The 15,721-nt window shown below is 70.9% G+C and carries 11 protein-coding genes and 1 pseudogene; 6 read left to right on the forward strand and 6 right to left on the reverse strand.

Annotation, left to right across the window (positions count from 1 at the left end):
- The first annotated feature begins 125 nt into the window (after positions 1–125).
- The 4 genes from MANAM107_RS05795 to MANAM107_RS05810 all read left to right on the forward strand — a co-directional run bounded on the left by MANAM107_RS05795 (position 126) and on the right by MANAM107_RS05810 (position 5,644).
- Positions 126–1,631, forward strand: coding sequence for an NCS1 family nucleobase:cation symporter-1 (locus MANAM107_RS05795; RefSeq protein ID WP_223912320.1), 1,506 nt, complete (start codon positions 126–128; stop codon positions 1,629–1,631).
- 285 nt (positions 1,632–1,916) lie between these two features.
- On the forward strand, positions 1,917–2,780 hold the full coding sequence (locus MANAM107_RS05800) for a DUF817 domain-containing protein (RefSeq protein WP_223912323.1): 864 nt from the start codon (positions 1,917–1,919) through the stop codon (positions 2,778–2,780).
- 307 nt (positions 2,781–3,087) lie between these two features.
- On the forward strand, positions 3,088–3,321 hold the full coding sequence (locus MANAM107_RS05805; RefSeq protein WP_179900074.1) for a hypothetical protein: 234 nt from the start codon (positions 3,088–3,090) through the stop codon (positions 3,319–3,321).
- The gene (locus MANAM107_RS05810) at positions 3,314–5,644 is read left to right on the forward strand and encodes an alpha/beta hydrolase (RefSeq protein WP_223912327.1); all 2,331 of its coding nucleotides are present in this window, start codon (positions 3,314–3,316) and stop codon (positions 5,642–5,644) included. Before MANAM107_RS05805 ends, MANAM107_RS05810 begins: the two co-directional genes overlap by 8 nt.
- Positions 5,645–5,710: 66 nt before the next feature.
- On the opposite strand, the gene MANAM107_RS05815 is transcribed toward MANAM107_RS05810, so the two are convergent.
- The gene (locus tag MANAM107_RS05815; protein ID WP_223912330.1) at positions 5,711–6,118 is read right to left on the reverse strand and encodes a phage holin family protein; all 408 of its coding nucleotides are present in this window, start codon (positions 6,116–6,118) and stop codon (positions 5,711–5,713) included.
- A 47-nt stretch (positions 6,119–6,165) separates the two neighbouring features.
- Between MANAM107_RS05815 and hisC the strand changes: the two genes are divergently transcribed.
- A complete protein-coding gene (hisC, locus tag MANAM107_RS05820) occupies positions 6,166–7,338 on the forward strand; it encodes a histidinol-phosphate transaminase (RefSeq protein ID WP_223912333.1) in 1,173 nt (390 codons plus the stop codon).
- 178 nt (positions 7,339–7,516) lie between these two features.
- On the forward strand, positions 7,517–9,436 hold the full coding sequence (locus MANAM107_RS05825; protein WP_223912335.1) for a glycoside hydrolase family 13 protein: 1,920 nt from the start codon (positions 7,517–7,519) through the stop codon (positions 9,434–9,436).
- A gap of 224 nt (positions 9,437–9,660) precedes the next feature.
- Here MANAM107_RS05825 and MANAM107_RS05830 read toward each other — a convergent pair whose 3' ends face one another.
- The 5 genes and pseudogenes from MANAM107_RS05830 to MANAM107_RS05850 all read right to left on the reverse strand — a co-directional run bounded on the left by MANAM107_RS05830 (position 9,661) and on the right by MANAM107_RS05850 (position 15,090).
- A complete protein-coding gene (locus MANAM107_RS05830; RefSeq protein ID WP_223912337.1) occupies positions 9,661–11,388 on the reverse strand; it encodes a carbohydrate-binding domain-containing protein in 1,728 nt (575 codons plus the stop codon).
- A 75-nt stretch (positions 11,389–11,463) separates the two neighbouring features.
- Positions 11,464–12,423, reverse strand: coding sequence for a polyphosphate polymerase domain-containing protein (locus tag MANAM107_RS05835; RefSeq protein ID WP_223912340.1), 960 nt, complete (start codon positions 12,421–12,423; stop codon positions 11,464–11,466).
- A 127-nt stretch (positions 12,424–12,550) separates the two neighbouring features.
- Positions 12,551–13,100 (reverse strand): annotated as a pseudogene (locus MANAM107_RS05840) (DUF4956 domain-containing protein); the annotation flags it as partial.
- 346 nt (positions 13,101–13,446) lie between these two features.
- A complete protein-coding gene (locus tag MANAM107_RS05845; protein WP_223912342.1) occupies positions 13,447–14,283 on the reverse strand; it encodes a polyphosphate polymerase domain-containing protein in 837 nt (278 codons plus the stop codon).
- 129 nt (positions 14,284–14,412) lie between these two features.
- On the reverse strand, positions 14,413–15,090 hold the full coding sequence (locus MANAM107_RS05850; RefSeq protein ID WP_373314073.1) for a DUF4956 domain-containing protein: 678 nt from the start codon (positions 15,088–15,090) through the stop codon (positions 14,413–14,415).
- Positions 15,091–15,721: the final 631 nt, after the last annotated feature.

Here is a 15,721-nt window from a genome sequence, read left to right on the forward strand (position 1 = left end):
CGACAGACGAGCAGATCCCAGGGGCGCCGTGGCGACGGCGGTGCCCCTGGGGCACTGCACCCTGAGAAGAATCCACATCCGATCATCCACTTTCATTTCCCTACAACGGCGTGAGGAGAAACCAGATGAAAGCCGTGGAAGTTGACCGAGAAGAGCTGAGCCGCGGTGACGCGGACGGACGACTATTCAATGACGACCTGGCCCCTGCCCGGCCCGGTGACCGCACATGGAACAGCTACTCCCTGTTCTCCCTGTGGATGAATGACGCCCACAACGCCTCGAACTACACCTTCGCCGCCGCCCTGTTCATCGGGACGGGCGCGCTCATGGGCATGACCCCCTTGGCGATCGTCATCGGCGTGCTCGTGGCCACCCTCATCATCTTCGGGGCCTGCTGCATCTCGGGGCTCATGGGCTACGAGACCGGTGCCCCCTACCCCGTCATCTCCCGCGTGACCTGGGGCGTGTGGGGTGCGAACTTCCCCGCCGTCGTGCGTGGGATCGTGGCCATCGCCTGGTACGGCATCCAGACCTACCTGGCATCGATCTCCCTGGAGCTGCTGCTCATGCGGATCATCCCGGCGATGCAGACCTGGGACGCCTCCATCCTGGGGCTGCGGGCCTCGGGGTGGCTGGCCTTCCTGGCACTGTCGGCGATCCAGCTGTTCATCGTGTGGCGCGGCATGGATGCGGTGCGCCACTTCCAGGGCCTGGCCGGCCCCATCATCTGGGTCATCATGATCGGCCTGGGCGTGTGGATGCTGTGGCAGGCCGACTGGAAGTTCGACTGGATGGCCAATGCCGACGGCATCACACCCCCGCTGGGCCACCAGGTCTACCAGGTCTTCGTCACCGTCGGCCTGACGGTGGGGACACTGGCGACCCTCATGCTCAACTTCTCCGACTTCGCCCGCTACGCGCCCAGCGCCCGCTCCATGGTCCTGGGCAACGCCCTGGGCCTGCCCCTGAACTGGACCGCCTTCGCCATGACCTCCGTGCTGTGCTCGGCGGCCGCCATCGAGGTCTACGGCGAGGCCTTCCACGACCCCGGCGACCTGCTGGCGCGCATTGATAACGACCTGGTCTTCTACGTGGTGAGCGTCGGATTCATCGTGGCCACCATCGGGGTCAATATTGTGGCCAACTTCGTGTCGGCCGCCTTCGACCTGTCCAATGTCCACCCCAAGCACATCTCCTTCCGGGTGGGCGGGATCGTCGCGGTCATCGCCTCCATCGTGGTCACCCCGTGGAACCTCTACGGCAGCCCGACGGCGATCACCTACTTCCTGGGGTCCCTGGGCGCCCTGCTGGGCCCCTTCTTCGGCATCCTGGTGCTCGACTACTTCTACTACAAGCGCTCCCGGGTCGACCTGCGCGACCTGTACTCCCCCAAGGAGGAGGGGCGCTACTACTACCAGCGGGGGTTCAACATGAACGCCGTCGTGGCCTTCATCCCCGCGGCGCTCGTGGCCCTGGGCATCGCGCTGCTGCCCTTCGAGCTGTGCCGTGAGCTGGCGCCCTTCTCCTGGTTCATCGCCGCGCCCCTGGGCGCGCTGTGCTACTGGGCGGTGATGAGCGCCCGCGGCGAGCGCCCCGACCCTGTCGTGGCGCAGGCCGACGCGAAGGGCTGAGGGCCCGCAGAGTGCTGGGCCCCAGCAGTGCGCCGGGTGTCCCGGGCGCCGTCGGGAGAGCATCCGTTCCCGACGGCGCCCGGTGCCTGTGCGCGCAGGGCCGATGCGGTGCCAGCCCCATGCAGGCCCCGTGCCGCGGGGCCCGCCACGGGGAGCACCATGGGGGCTGGGGGCCGCACGCACTGGGAGTACCGGCGTGTCAAGGGGACTCCTGCCCGCCGCGACGGGGCCGGTGAGCGGGCTGATCCGCCGCGGGACCACGCGGGCGGGGCGCATACTGCGTCCGTGCCGCCAGCCGTACGACTTCCCTTCACCCGCGCCGAGCTCATCGGCCGCAGGCTCGTGCAGTTCGCGATCATCGAGCTGGCATGCTGCGCCTTCCCCATCGCGATCTTCGCGGGCCTGGCGGTCTCCATGCTCGTGTGGAGCGCCGTGGAGATGCCCCTGGAGCGCTACGACGCCCTGCTCATCTACGTGGTCATCGTCCAGATCGCCTTCGTGGCGCTGAAGCTGGAGACCCGGCGGGAGCTGGGGGTCATCTGCGCCTTCCACCTCATCGGCCTGGCCCTGGAGGTCTTCAAGGTCCATATCGGGTCCTGGGCCTACCCCGATGCGGCAGTGGTGCGCCTGGGCGGTGTCCCGCTGTTCTCCGGCTTCATGTACGCCTCGGTCGGCTCCTACATCTGCCAGGCCTTCCGGCGCTTCGACCTGCATGTGGGGGGATTCAGGTGGTGGCCGGTGAGCATCCTGGCGGTCCTGGCCTACCTGAACTTCTTCACCCATCACGTCATCGTCGACCTCCGCTGGGCCATCGCCCTGGGCTTCGTGGCGGCCCTGTGGGGCTCCACCGTGCACTTCACGGTGGGCGGGGATCGCTACTGGATGCCGACGGCACTGTCCTTCGTCCTCATCGGCTTCTTCCTGTGGGTGGCCGAGAATCTGGCCACCGGACTCAGCGCGTGGCGCTACCCCGACCAGGCTGAGGGGTGGCACCTGGTGCACGCCGGGAAGTTCGGCAGCTGGGCGCTGCTCATCTCCCTGAGCTTCGTGCTGGTCGCCGCCGTCAAGGCCCGGGAGGGGACCCTCTACGGCAGCGGTTTGCCCCGAGTCGTGCGCGGGCGCCTGGAGCGGGGCGAGGCCCCCCGGTAGGGCCGGGCGGGCCCATTGCCTGCGGGGTGATGCGCATCCCGCTGGGTCACTCGTATTCCGCTGGGCCGGTAGGCCCCCGCTGAGCCAGCAGGATGCGAGTGACCCGGCACAACGCGGGAGATCCAGCGACGAGGGGCGCCGGTGCACTGATGGCGCGGCGGGGCAGGCCCACCGAGGGGCGGTGATTCCGGTGATCCCCGCGCCCGCGGGGCGAGCCGGGATCCACAGGCGCGGCTCCTGCAGGTGCCGTCCACAGCCCTGGAGCTCACCCGAGCGCAGGGAGCCCCGGCGGTCCTAGCGTCGTGCCATGAGTCTTGACCTGATGCTCGCCGACGGCGACTACGACACCGCCGTCACCCTCATGCCCACCACCGTGCCCCCCACCTGGAGCGGCGGGGCCGCCAGTGCCTTCCAGACCAGCCTGGACAGCGCGGTCCTGCTCCTGGGCGGTGTCTCGGGGCTGCTGGACATCGCGGCACTGGCCGTCAAGGATCTCGACGGCGCCAGCGCCCAGTGCGTGGCGGTGAACGTCGATGGCTAGCACCGCCACCGCCCCACCGGCCCCCACGGCCGGCAGCCCACGAGCCCCTGCAGGCTCCGGCACCGGCGTCTCCCCGGGATCGCTCCAGGGCGCCGCGACCCCCATGCTCACCCTGCCGGACCGCACCCCGGGCGAGCCCGCCCCCGCGCCGGCTCCCGGCCCGCCGCCGTCCCGCACTCCGACCCCGGGGGAGCCCGTCGCCGTGCCCACCCCCGTGCCGAGCCGGCCCGACCCAGGCTCGGGACGCCTGAGCGAGCCGGCCCCACAGCCGGGAGCGGCGCCGGTGGATCCCTCCCCGGACTCGGCGGGCGGCCTGCATGGGAACGCCCCGGATTCGGTGGGCAGCCTGCGTGGGCACGAGTGGAGCATCCCCTGGGCGGGCAGCGGCGCCGCGATCATCGTCAGCGGCGGCACCACCTCGGTGAGCACCGACGATCTGGATGCCACCGCCGGCTCCCTGATCCTGGCAGCCGACTCCCTCGATGATGCGCGCACCCATGCCCAGGCGGCCCTCAACGAGGTCCAGGCCCGGCCCGCACCGGTGGTTCCCGACCCCACGCCCTCCACCCAGGTCAGCCGCTTCTTCGTCTGCCAGGACCCCTACTCCTCCGAGCCCGCCCCCATGGGGGCGATCTTTACATGCACGCCGGGTGTGTCCGCCCCCACCTCACCGCTCGAGGGCCTGCCCGCCTTCACCGAGCCCGGCTCGCTCAGCTCCTGGGCACCGGGCCAATGGGATCCGGCCACCACCTTCGAGCTGAAGAGATCCACCGCGGTGACTGCGCTGACGAGCCTCATCAGCGGGCCGGGATCGCTGCAGGACACCGCCTCGGTGCTGCGGGCCCTGGCCTCAGACCTCAGCGCCTGCTCCGAGCTCTACGGCCTGGCCGAGGGCTCGGCGACACCGGGAGGGGGCACCATGGGGCCGGTGGATATGCGGGCCTTCGACAACATGCTGCTCAACCGGGCGCTGTGGCCCGTCGTCGCCGGGGCCGGCCTCGCCCTCACCCCGGGGACCGATCTCTACCAGTGGATCCTCGATAACGTCTCAGAGAACGAGATGATACTGGCCGGGGTGCAGAGCCTGACCGTGCTGCTCAACGATCCCGCCACCGCTCAGTGGGTGAAGAACGACATCGCCCGCCTCATCCTGCTCAGCAGCTGGCTGAGCCAGGCCAAGACCGGCCGGGAGGCGGTGACGATCCAGGCCTACCTGGCCGCGGTGGCCCAGCGCATCGACCCCTGGGTCAGTGAGCAGCTGCCCGAGACCACCCGGGTGGGCACCCGCACGGTGAGCACCGCCAGCCTCACTCCCATGCAGCGGGCCTGCCTCCACCTGGCCAACCTCTCCGGCCAGAGCGGGGCAACCCTCTTCGGCTCCCAGGTGGGTCTGAGCGTCAAGCCCGTCAACGGCAAGGGCTACTCCGTGCTGCCGCCCTCGCGTGAGGACCCCTACGGCCTGGGCACCCCCGTGGCCCCCGGCCTGCTGGGTGCCATGACGCCGGCTACCGCCCCGCGCACCATCTCCGAGACCATCAGTCATTCCCAGGACGTCCAGAGCGCCGGCAGCAAGATGCAGGGCGAGGGTCAGGAGGTCGGCGTCATCTCCATCCAGCGCACCGACCATGCTGATGGCAGGGTCTCCTGGACGGTCTACGTCCCGGGAACCACCGACTGGACCAGCGGGGACAACGAGCCCCAGGACCTGCTGACCAATCTGGAGGCAGTGGCCGGAGTGCCCACGGTCATGGAGAGCGCCGTGGTCACCGCCATGCGCCAGGCGGGGATCCAGCCAGGCCAGGAGGTCGCCCTCTACGGCCACTCCCAGGGCGGGATCACCGTGTCCAACCTGGCCGCCGACCCCGCCATCCGGGAGCGCTACACCATCACCTCGGTCCTGACGGCCGGCAGCCCCACGGCGGAGGCCGACATCCCCGACGACGTCCACGTCCTGCACGTGGAGAACACGGCAGACGCCGTGCCGGGCCTGGAGGGGGCGGCGACCCCCACCGCAGAGAACCGCCAGGTCGCGCTCGTCGACACCCACCAGATGGGTATCGAGGAGTACCCGCACGGCTCGGATGTCTACGCCCGGGCCACCCAGGGCATGGAGGAGGCCTATCCCGAGATCGCGCCGTGGAGCGAGGCCTTCAACCGGGTCACCGGCGCGGGGGAGGAGGGTGCGGTGACCACCGAGCAGGTCTTCGTCATCCAGCGGGAGCTGAACGACCCGGTCGGCCCGATCCACCGTCCGGGAAGCGGCCCTCCGCTGCTCCTGGGAACGGTCCCCAGGCTGCCCGGCTACGGCCCGGGCGCGGGCTAGGAGCCGGCCGCGGGGTGGGCTCGGGCCCGCAGGCGGGGCTCCTTCAGGGGCGGCCGGCGTTGGGGCTCAGTCCTCCCGGGGGCCCAGGAGCGCGACGATGAGCGCTGAGATCACCGAGACGATGAGGGAGCCCGCCACTGCGGCGCCGAAGGATGAGACCTCCAGGCCCAGGGGCACTGAGCCGCCGGCCCCCAGGGCATCCAGATTGTCCGTCAGCCACCCCGTCAGGGACAGCATGGCGCCGTTGACCACCAGGGCGAACAGTCCGAAGGTCAGGATGTACAGGGGCAGGGCCACCAGGCGCGCCACAGGTTTGATCAACGAGTTGACCAGCGCCAGTACCAGGCCCAGCACCACCAGGTTGATCCACATCGCCGCAGTGGACCCGCCCTGAGGCACGCTCAGCCCCGCCAGTAGGGAGGTGGCCAGCCACAGGCCCGCCGCATTGCCAAGGGTCCGCACGATCAGCTCCATGTCACGAATCCTTCCAGGTGGTGCTGTGCAGTGCCAGGATTGGGGCCATGAGCACCGTCAGCGCCAGGAGCGCCGCGAATCCAGCAGGTCCCGCGGAGCCGGGGAGCGCCGTGGGCCCGGTGCGCCCCACGACCACGGTGCGCATCCGCCCCGATCTCGCCGATCTGCCCGCCTACGTGCCCGGAGCCCGGGCGCCAGGCGCACAGGCGGTCAAGCTCTCCTCCAACGAGCTGCCCTACCCGCCCCAGGAGCCGGTGGTCCAGGCCATCGCTCGGGCGGGCCGGGAGGTCAACCGCTACCCGCAGATGACCGGGGCGGGCCTCGTGGCGGCACTGGCGGAGCACTGGGGCATCAGCCCCGACCAGGTGGTGGTGGGCAACGGCTCGGTCGCACTCATCCAGCACCTCCTGGACACGGTCTGCCAGCCGGGCGATGAGGTGGTCCTGCCCTGGCGCTCCTTCGAGGCCTACCCGATCTGCGTGGCCGTGGCCGGGGCCACGGCCGTCCGCGTCCCCCTGGACGCCCAGGCCCGCCACGACATCCCCGCGATGCTGGCCGCGATCACTCCCCGCACGCGCATGGTCATCGCCTGCAGCCCCAACAACCCCACCGGGACGGTCCTCAGCGCCACCGACCTGGCCGACCTGGTGGCGGGCGTGCCCCAGGACGTGGTGGTGCTCGTCGACGAGGCCTACCTCGACTTCGTCACCGACCCCGGGGCCGGCCGGGCCCTGCCGCTGCTGGACTCCCACCCTAACCTGGTCATCGCGCGCACCTTCTCCAAGGCCCACGCCCTGGCCGGGCTGCGCGTGGGATGCCTCATCGCCGAGCCGGGCCTGGCCTCCGCCGTGCGCTCGGTGTGCACGCCCTTCGGCGTCAGCCTGCCCGCCCAGGCCGCCGCCCTGGCCGCCCTGGGGGAGGAGGTCCAGGCCGAGACCGCGCGGCGCTGCCGGGATATCGCCGTCGAGCGCGACCGCCTGGCCGGGGTGCTGCGCGATCAGGGGTGGCAGGTCCCTACGGCGCAGGGGAACTTCCTGTGGCTACCGGTGGGCCGGGAGGCGAGCGCCGTGGCCGAGCACTTCGCGCAGGCGGGCCTGCTCGTGCGGCCCTTCGCCGGCGAGGGCGTGCGGGTGAGCGTGGGCCTGCCCGCCGATAACGAGCGCGTGGCGGCGGCCGCCGCCGCATGGATGGGCGCGGCCGGCTCCTCGAGCGGGGCCTGACCATCAGCGCCGCACTGCTTGAGGACCCCTGGCTGCGGGTTGCGGCGCTCAATGGTCACACCCGCCATGTCGGGCTCAGGGCAGAAGCATCGATCCCAGGGCGGACAGGCCCCGGTGGCGACGATGACCACCTGCAGGACAGGCCGGCACCTCAGCGGACCTGTGGCACAGTCCTCCCGTGACTGACAGCCCCGCCCCGCCCCGGGCCCCCCGCCCCTACGACCACCCCGCACCGCACAGCGCCCCGCCTGCCGCCCAGCAGCGGCCATGGTGGAAGGACGCTGTGGTCTACCAGATCTACCCGCGCTCCTTCGCCGACGCCGACGGCAACGGCATCGGGGACCTGGTGGGCATCACCTCCCGCGTGCCCTACCTCAAGGAGCTGGGCGTGGACGCCGTCTGGCTCTCGCCCTTCTACCCCTCCGCGCTCGCGGACGGGGGCTACGACGTCGATGACTACCGCGACGTCGCCCCCCAGATCGGAACCCTGGAGGACTTCGACACCATGGTCGCCGCACTCCACGAGGCGGGCATCCGGGTGATGGTCGATATCGTCCCCAACCACTCCTCCAACCGCCACGAGTGGTTCCGCGCGGCCCTGGCCGGTGGGCCCGACGCGCCTGAGCGGGCGCTCTACCACGTGCGCCCCGGCACCGGCCCCGATGGCGCCGAGCCGCCCAATGACTGGCGATCGATCTTCGGGGGGCCGGCCTGGGAGCGCATCGTGGACCGTGACGCCCAGGGGCGGGCCCTCACCGGCCCCGGCACCGGCCGGCCCTACCAGTGGTACCTGCACATCTTCGCCGTCCAGCAGCCGGACCTCAACTGGGACCACCCCGCCGTGCGCGAGCACTTCCGCGGCACCCTGCGATTCTGGGCCGACCGCGGTGTGGACGGCTTCCGCGTTGATGCGGCACTGGGCATGGCCAAGGACATGTCCGAGCCCTACCGCCCCTTCGTGCAGATCCCCTGGTGGCCCCTGCCCGAGGACGGCTCCCACCCCCTGTTCGACCGCGATGAGGTCCACGAGATCTACCGCGAGTGGCGCACCATCCTGGAGGACTACGACCCGCCCCGCTTCGCCGTGGCCGAGGCCGGGGTCGCCGCCTCCCGTCGCGCGGCCTACGCCGCCAGCGTGGGCCAGGCCTTCAACTTCCAGATGCAGGACGCCGACTTCACCCCCGCCTCCTACCGGTGGGCGGTGCAGGCCGGGCTGGACGACCTGGAGCGCTGCGGCTCGACCACCTGGGTGCTGGGCTGCCACGACGTCATCCGCGTGGCCTCCCGCTACAGCTTCGACCCGCAGCACGGGAGCAGGCGGGAGGAGAGCCAGGCGGGCCCCGGTCCTGGAGGGGGCCGGGGCGCTGCCCAGGACCCTTGCCAGGAGGCCGGGGCCTCCCCACATGCCCCGGGCGTGGAGGAGCCCGGGCCCTACGACCCGGCGCAGGGGGAGGAGCCCGCCGGGGTGAGCCTGGCCCTGGCCCGCCAGTGGGTGGTCGCCAATGGGGCGGCCCCCGTGGGTGATGCGGCCGCCGGCCGCCGCCGGGCCCTGGCCGGGGCGCTGCTGGTCATGGCCCTGCCCGGCTCCATGTACATCTACCAGGGCGACGAGCTGGGCCTGCCCGAGGTCCCCGACATCCCCGAGGACCGCCTGCAGGACCCCATTGCCCTGCGCCGGCGCGCGGTGGAGAAGGGCCGGGACGGCTGCCGGGTGCCGCTGCCGTGGACGCGCTCGGGCTCCAGCAGCGGATTCGGCCCCGAGGGCGGCGCTGAGCCCCACCTCCCCCAGCCCGAGGACTGGGGCGCCTACAGCGCCCAGGAGCAGGACGGCGATGAGGGCTCCGCCCTGGAGCTCTACCGGGCGGGGCTGGCGCTGCGCCGCCGGGTGTGGGGCGCGGCCAATGATGAGCCCCTCACCTGGCTGGAGACCCCGGATCACGCCCTGGCCTTCGCCCGCGGCGGCGTGCAGTGCTGGACGGCCTTCGGGGCGCCGGTGGAGCTGCCCGCGGGACGGGTGCTGCTGTCCAGCGCCCCGATCGACGCCGCATCGCAACCCGCGGTCCTGCCCGCCGATGCCACCGCCTGGCTGGTTCCCTGAGCCTGCCCCGCTGCACATCTTCAGCACCGCTGGTCCCTATGACGCGTAACGATCACGCAGCATTCTGCGGTTCTTTGTGACGTGTCTCGGCAAGTGGCTGCCGAAGATGTGCAGCGCCGGCCCCGTTGCACATCGTGGAGGCGGCGGTGCCACCGAGCTGGGGCAGGAACCGCAGAAGCTCGCGGTTCCTGCCCCAGTCCGCCGGTTGACGATGTGCAGCGGGGTCAGCCCCGGCTGTCCTGGGCCGGCGCTCCCGGGGCGCCCTGGCCCCCGGGAGCCTGCCCCATGGGGCCGCCCATCCCCGAGGACAGGGCGGAGGCGGTGCCGGTGGCGGAGCCGCCGGAGGTGGAGGACACCGTGTACTCCTGGCCCTCCTGCAGTCCCAGGACCGTGATGTAGTCGGCGGAGATCGTACTGGTCAGCGTCCACTGCGAAGCCCCGCTGAGGGTGATGGTGTCGCCCTCGGCGACCGCCGGATCCCCGGTGACGCCCACGAGGGTGGTGGCGCCATTGGCGTCGATCGCCCCGTCCATGGAGCCCGTCGAGCCCCCGATGACGACCTTGCCCCCGGTGACATGGGCCGAGCCATTGGAGTCGATGCCGTCCGAGGCGGCGTAGTCCACCTGGACGGTGCCCCCCGAGATCGTCAGCACCGAGCCGTCATCGGACTCCGAGTCGGCGCTCTCATGGCCCTCGATGACGTAGTCGCCATTGGAGGCGTTGATCCCGTCATCGCCGGAGGCCACCGACAGCTCGCCGCCGCTGATGGTCACGAAGGGGGCCTGGAGGCCCTCATCGGCGGTGTCGAGGGTGAGGGTGCCCGAGTCCTGGGTGTAACTCACCCCCGCGTTGATCCCCTTGGGGGAGGGGGTGGTGTCCTGGGACTCCTGGTCGGACTGGGTGCCCGGCCCGGCCTCCTCCTGGGGCACGGCATTGGCCTGGCCCCCGCCGGCGGTGATCGACAGGGTCGTGCCGGCCACTGTGACATCCGTGGTGGCGGCGATCCCGTCGTCGCCGGAGACCAGGGTGAGCGAGGCCTTGCCCAGGGACACGAAGCCCTTGGTCTCGTCATTGTCCTCACTGGACTTCACCGCATCCCCACCGGCATTGATGCTCAGCGTCCCGGAGTTGACCGCCACGTAGTCCTTGCCGCGCAGGCCGTCGTCGACGGCCGTGACCTCGATGGTCGTGCCTCCGGTGATGATGAGGCCGTTCTTGGAGGAGATGCCGTCCTTGTGCGAGCCGGTCACGGACAGTGAGCCGGTGCCGGTCAGGGTGAGGGTGTCGGAGGAGAACAGGGCGGCGGTCGGAGCCTCGGAGGAGGTGTCGGCGTAGGTGGCGCCGTCGGCCAGGGTGTTGGTCGAGCCCTTGGCCAGGACCACGATCGCCTCCCCGGCGTCCTGGATGTCGATGGCTGGGCCGTCGGTGCTGGTGATCGAGGCGCCGTCCAGGACGATGCGCACCTCGGCGTCGGGGGCGGCCACCACGACCCTGCCGTTGGAGGTCGTCCCGGAGAGCACGTAGGTGCCCGCCTCGGTGATGGTCACTGTCGAGCCCTCCGCGCTGGCGCCCTGGCCCTGGATGGTGGCCGAGCCCTCGGACAGGGCGATCGTGGTGGCGCCGGAGGCATCCACGGTCCCGGCGTCGTCCTGGGAGGTGGAGGCCTGCTCGACCTGTGCGTTGACCCCCAGGATGTCGGCGGTGGTGGCGCCGGTGGAGGCCGAGGCGACGGCCGAGGAGATCGTGGTCCAGGCGGTGCCCGGGGCCTGTGAGGACTCCGAGGCCGTCGAGGATTGCGAGGAGGCCGACGACGCCGAGCCGGAGTGGCCGGTGGAGGCCGCCTCACTGCTGGTGGTGGCGCCGGAGGCGGTGCATCCGGCGGCCAGGGTCAGTGCGGCCAGGAGGGCGATCGGTCCGGTGGTGCGGCGGTGGAGGAGAGTGCGGGTGATCATGGTGCTGTCCTTGTGGTGGTGCGGGTGGGTCGGTGCAGGCCGGGCCTGCGGCGGATGGATGGTGTGCGGACGGCGCTAGGCCGCTGCGGCGAGCGCGTCCAGTCGGGCCATCCCGGTGAGATCGGTGAGGTCGCGGCTCAGGAGGCGGTGCCACCTGTTGGCGGGCAGCTCGGGGTGGAGCAGGGCCAATCCGGTGGCGTACTTGGAGATGCGCGCGGGCCGGTGGCCCGCTGACCACAGCAGGCGGTCGGTGGGTGAGGGGCCGGCGGGGTTCTTCGTCTCGACGACGGCGTATCCGCTGAGCCTCACCGGCGCACCCGGCTCGGCGGCCGGGGAGCGTCGGGTGGGCAGGGCCGACCTGCCGGGCTCCGTCCTCCAGGTCGAGCGGGTCAGGCGCCTCCAGGTCAGGTCGGTGTCGATGGTGGCGCGGGCACCGTCGTCGGGCAGGTGCAGGGTGCAGCGCTGGTAGGTGGTGGCCAGGACGGGGGCGAGGGACTCGGCGATGCGCTGGGCGGCCTGCTCCTCGACGACCCCCAGGCCGGTCAGGCAGGAGGCCACGAAGTCGCGCCCCTCCTCGGTGATGCGGCCGGAGTCGCCGGGGCTGTAGGAGATGCGGGTCTTGACGGTGGCCTCGCGCGAGTCGCAGGTCTTGACCTCTAAGAAGCACAGGTCGGAGTCCAGGTAGGTGCGGGTGCGGACCTTGAAGCGGTGGCGGCGCTTGCGTGCTGCGCGCATGTAGGACTCCAGGCCGGGGGTGTCGAAGTAGGTCGAGGCGTAGGAGAAGCTGCGCCTGCCCTCGATCTGCAGGACGTGGGCCCGGTTCGCCAGGGCGTCGATGAGCTCCTGGGTGCCTGCGATCGGTAGGAGGTACTTGCGGTCCACGCGGGTCAGCAGGCCCGCGGCCGCCTCCAGCCTCTCCAGTGTGGTGGCGGGAAGGTGCTGCGCGCTCAGGGCGGTCGGTGCGGGCTGGGGCGGTGCGGACTGTGGTGAGGCGGGTCGTGCCGGGCCCGGGATGGGGGCGGCGGGGCGGGTCATACGGGCTCCTCCTGATGCTGCGGGGCTCAGTTCGCGGTGACGGCGTGGCGGGCGCCGGTGAAGCTGTCCGCCGGTGAGGCGACGGAGGGCAGGTGGGCGGCCGCGGCGTCGGCGGCGGTGAGCTCGGTGGTGGTGCGGGGCAGTTGGAAGCGCACGTCGACCAGGGTGGTGTCGTTGACCAGGTCGAGGCGCTGGACCTCCAGGGAGCGGACCTGGCCGCCCAGGGTGCGCTCCAGGTGGGCGATGAGCGCGGTCTCGTTGCTGAGGGCGCGGTCCAGGAGGATGACCTGGTGGCGGTGGCGGCGCATGAGGGCGGGGTGGTCCCCGATCCACAGGGAGGCCACGACCAGCGCCATGAGGGCAGCCACGCCCAGGATCGGGGCGGTCTGGATGCCGCCGAGCAGGCCCAGGGCCAGGGCGGCGAAGAAGTAGGCGACCTCGTGCTGGGCCAGCTGGGTGGAGCGCAGGCGGATGATGGATAGCACGCCGAACAGGCCCAGCCCCAGGCCCGCGGCGATGCTCGCGGTGGACAGCAGGAGGGTGACGGCCAGGACCCCGATGTTGACGCCGATGTAGGCGGCGATGAGGTCCTTGCGGTTGTGTCGTGGGGCGTAGAGGGTGCCGATGAGGATGCCCAGGGCGATGAGGTCGGCGGCGATGTACATGAGGGCGCTCATGCGGTGACTCCTAATGTGTTGGGAGGCCCGTTCGGGCTGACACCAAGGAGTCAAGACGCGCAGTCAATGAGCCGGCTGTGAATGAGGCAAGCCCCAGGCATGGATTTCTCCGGCGCGGATTCTCAGGCGGGATGCGGGCTGGGACTGTCAGAGGGATCACCGGGAGCTGCTGGCCTGCGGGGGTAGGCGTGGTGGGGGTTGCACATCTTCAGCTCGCCCCGGTATTCGGGACTGGCGAGATCATGCGGAAGATCCAGCGCTGGGAGTCGGGCCGGGGTCTGAAGATGTGCAGCGGGGCCGGGGCGGGCTTCCCCGATGCCGCTGAGCGGCGATCCGTGATCGTGGCTCAGGCGGCGTGCCGGGCCTGGTAGGTGCTGGGGCGGGAGCCGGCGAGCTCGTGAGTCAGGGTGCGGTGCCACTTATTGGCGGGGAGCCCGGGGTGGAGCAGCGCCATCCCGGTGGCGTACTTGGAGATGCGGGCCGGGCGGTGGCCCTGGGACCACAGGAAGCGGTCCGCCAGGGAGGGGGTGGAGGGGTTCTTGGTCTCCACGACGATGAGGTCGCCGATCGAGGAGGTCCGGGTTCCCGGCCCGCTGACGTCAATATCCCTCCACGTCAGGTAGGCATCGACCGTCACCCGGGCCTCGTCCTGGGGCAGGTGCATGGTGATGCGGTCGTAGTGGGTCATGATGACCGGGCTGAGCATCTGGGCGACCTGCGCCGCCTGGGACGGGGCGAGGATGTGCGAGTCGATCAGGCGCTCGATGACGAAGTCGCCGCCCTCCCGGGTGATGCGGTTGCAGTCCGCGGAGCTGTAGGGCAGGCGGGTCTTGACGGTGCTCTCGCGCGAGCCCTGGGTCTTGACCTCCAGGAAGCACAGGTCGGAGTCCAGGTAGGTGCGGGTGCGGACCTTGAAGCTGCGGCGGCGCTTGCGTGCTGAGAGCAGGTAGGTGGACAGGTCGGGGGTGTCGAAGTAGGTCGAGGCGTAGGAGAAGGCCTGGAGCTGGTCGATCTGGAGGACCCTGCCGTGCGGGGCCAGGGTGCTGATGAGCGCCTGGGCGTCGGGCAGGGGGATGAGGTACTTGCGGTCGATGCGGGTGAGCAGGTCTGCGTCGGTGTTGAGCTCTTGGAGGCTGATCGTCGCCATCCCGTGGGTGCGCAGCCTGAGCGTGTGCCGGGGCATGAGGGCTCCTGTGGTCTGTCATGGCTGTCATCGGATGCTGTGGCCCGGCTCCGGCCGCCGGGGATGGATCGGGGCTGCCGGGGCCGGGATGGGCCGGGCCTTGGCTGAACCGCGATCGTCGGGGCCCGGTCAGGCGGCCTGTGGCTGGGGCCAGGGGGCGGGGCTCTGCTGAGGCCAGGCGGTGGGGTGGGGCGGTCGCTGGTCGGGCCAAGGGCGGGGGTCGGGTGCCGAGGAGGTGCGGGTGGTGCGGGGAAGCTGGAGGCGCACGTCGACCTGGGTGGTGTCGTTGACCAGGTCGAGGCGCTGGATCTCCAGGTAGCGGACCCGGGCGCCCAGGGTCCGCTCCAGGTGCTCGGTCAGCTGTCGCTCATCGCTGATGGCGCGGTCCAGGAGGATGACCTGGTGGCGGTGGCGGCGCATGAGGGCGGGGTGGTCCCCGATCCACAGGGAGGCCACGACCAGCGCCATGAGGGCCGCATCAAGGGGGAGTGGGGCGGTCTGGATGCCGCCGAGCAGACCCAGGGCCAGGGCGGCGAAGAAGTAGGCGACCTCGTGCTGGCTCAACTGGGTGGAGCGCAGGCGGATGATGGACAGCACGCCGAACAGGCCCAGCCCCAGGCCGGCGCCGATATCCGCGGTGGACAGCAGGAGGGTGACGGCCAGGACCCCGATGTTGACGCCGATGTAGGCGGCGATGAGGTCCTTGCGGCGGTGGCGGCGTGAGTAGAGCACTCCCACCAGAACGGTGAGGGCCACCAGGTCGGCGGCGATGTGGCTCAGAGGCGTAACTAATGAGGACAGGGACATATTGGGGCTCCTACGGTCGGGTTGGGGGGAACCGTTGGTGTGACGGGAACTAGCGAGGCGAACCTAAGGAGTCTTTCTATGAAAAACATGAGGAAAAACTGTAAAGATCTCCTGAAGAGAGCGTACAAGATCCCTGATTTCCTTGTAATCTCAACGCAAAACCCTTCCTGGGAATCCTCTCCTGGAGTCGGTAGTTTCCATATCAATAAATTTCCTGTGCGAGTTCGCGAGGGTGGTAGGGGCCTTGGGGTCGGTCCCGGCGGCTGCATGGCCCTGCGACCGCGCGGCGCGCGGGGCGGCGATGGGGTGGCGACACGCGGAGGGCGCGCTGTGACGTAAACGAGATTGAGCGACTTGTCCCCAGATCTGTGACGGCGGTGGATGGCGCAGGCCGATGGGGCTGTGGTCACGGGCGCCCTGTTCGTGTCGTACCCCTGCAGGACCATGGTTCTGCGGATCGGCGCAGGGGTCCTCCGGGTGGGGGGCGCCGTGCGCGGAGGAGCTGTCCACGACTCCTCCACAGGCGGTCCCGGAACTATCCACAAGCAGGAGGATGTTGTGCACAGGTCGGCGCTAGACACAGCATGTTGGGGTGGTGGACCCGGTGGACCCCTAGGGGTAGTGTCTTGTC

It is taken from the genome of Actinomyces capricornis (assembly GCF_019974135.1).
Lineage (GTDB): Bacteria > Actinomycetota > Actinomycetes > Actinomycetales > Actinomycetaceae > Actinomyces > Actinomyces capricornis.

Coding starts and splice junctions, on each gene's coding strand:
- MANAM107_RS05835 (WP_223912340.1), bottom strand. CDS start 12,423: ATGACCCGCCCCGCCGCCCCCATCCCGGGCCCGGCACGACCCGCCTCA.
- MANAM107_RS05810 (WP_223912327.1), top strand. CDS start 3,314: ATGGCTAGCACCGCCACCGCCCCACCGGCCCCCACGGCCGGCAGCCCA.
- MANAM107_RS05845 (WP_223912342.1), bottom strand. CDS start 14,283: ATGCCCCGGCACACGCTCAGGCTGCGCACCCACGGGATGGCGACGATC.
- MANAM107_RS05850 (WP_373314073.1), bottom strand. CDS start 15,090: ATGTCCCTGTCCTCATTAGTTACGCCTCTGAGCCACATCGCCGCCGAC.
- MANAM107_RS05795 (WP_223912320.1), top strand. CDS start 126: ATGAAAGCCGTGGAAGTTGACCGAGAAGAGCTGAGCCGCGGTGACGCG.
- MANAM107_RS05830 (WP_223912337.1), bottom strand. CDS start 11,388: ATGATCACCCGCACTCTCCTCCACCGCCGCACCACCGGACCGATCGCC.
- MANAM107_RS05815 (WP_223912330.1), bottom strand. CDS start 6,118: ATGGAGCTGATCGTGCGGACCCTTGGCAATGCGGCGGGCCTGTGGCTG.
- MANAM107_RS05805 (WP_179900074.1), top strand. CDS start 3,088: ATGAGTCTTGACCTGATGCTCGCCGACGGCGACTACGACACCGCCGTC.
- hisC (WP_223912333.1), top strand. CDS start 6,166: ATGAGCACCGTCAGCGCCAGGAGCGCCGCGAATCCAGCAGGTCCCGCG.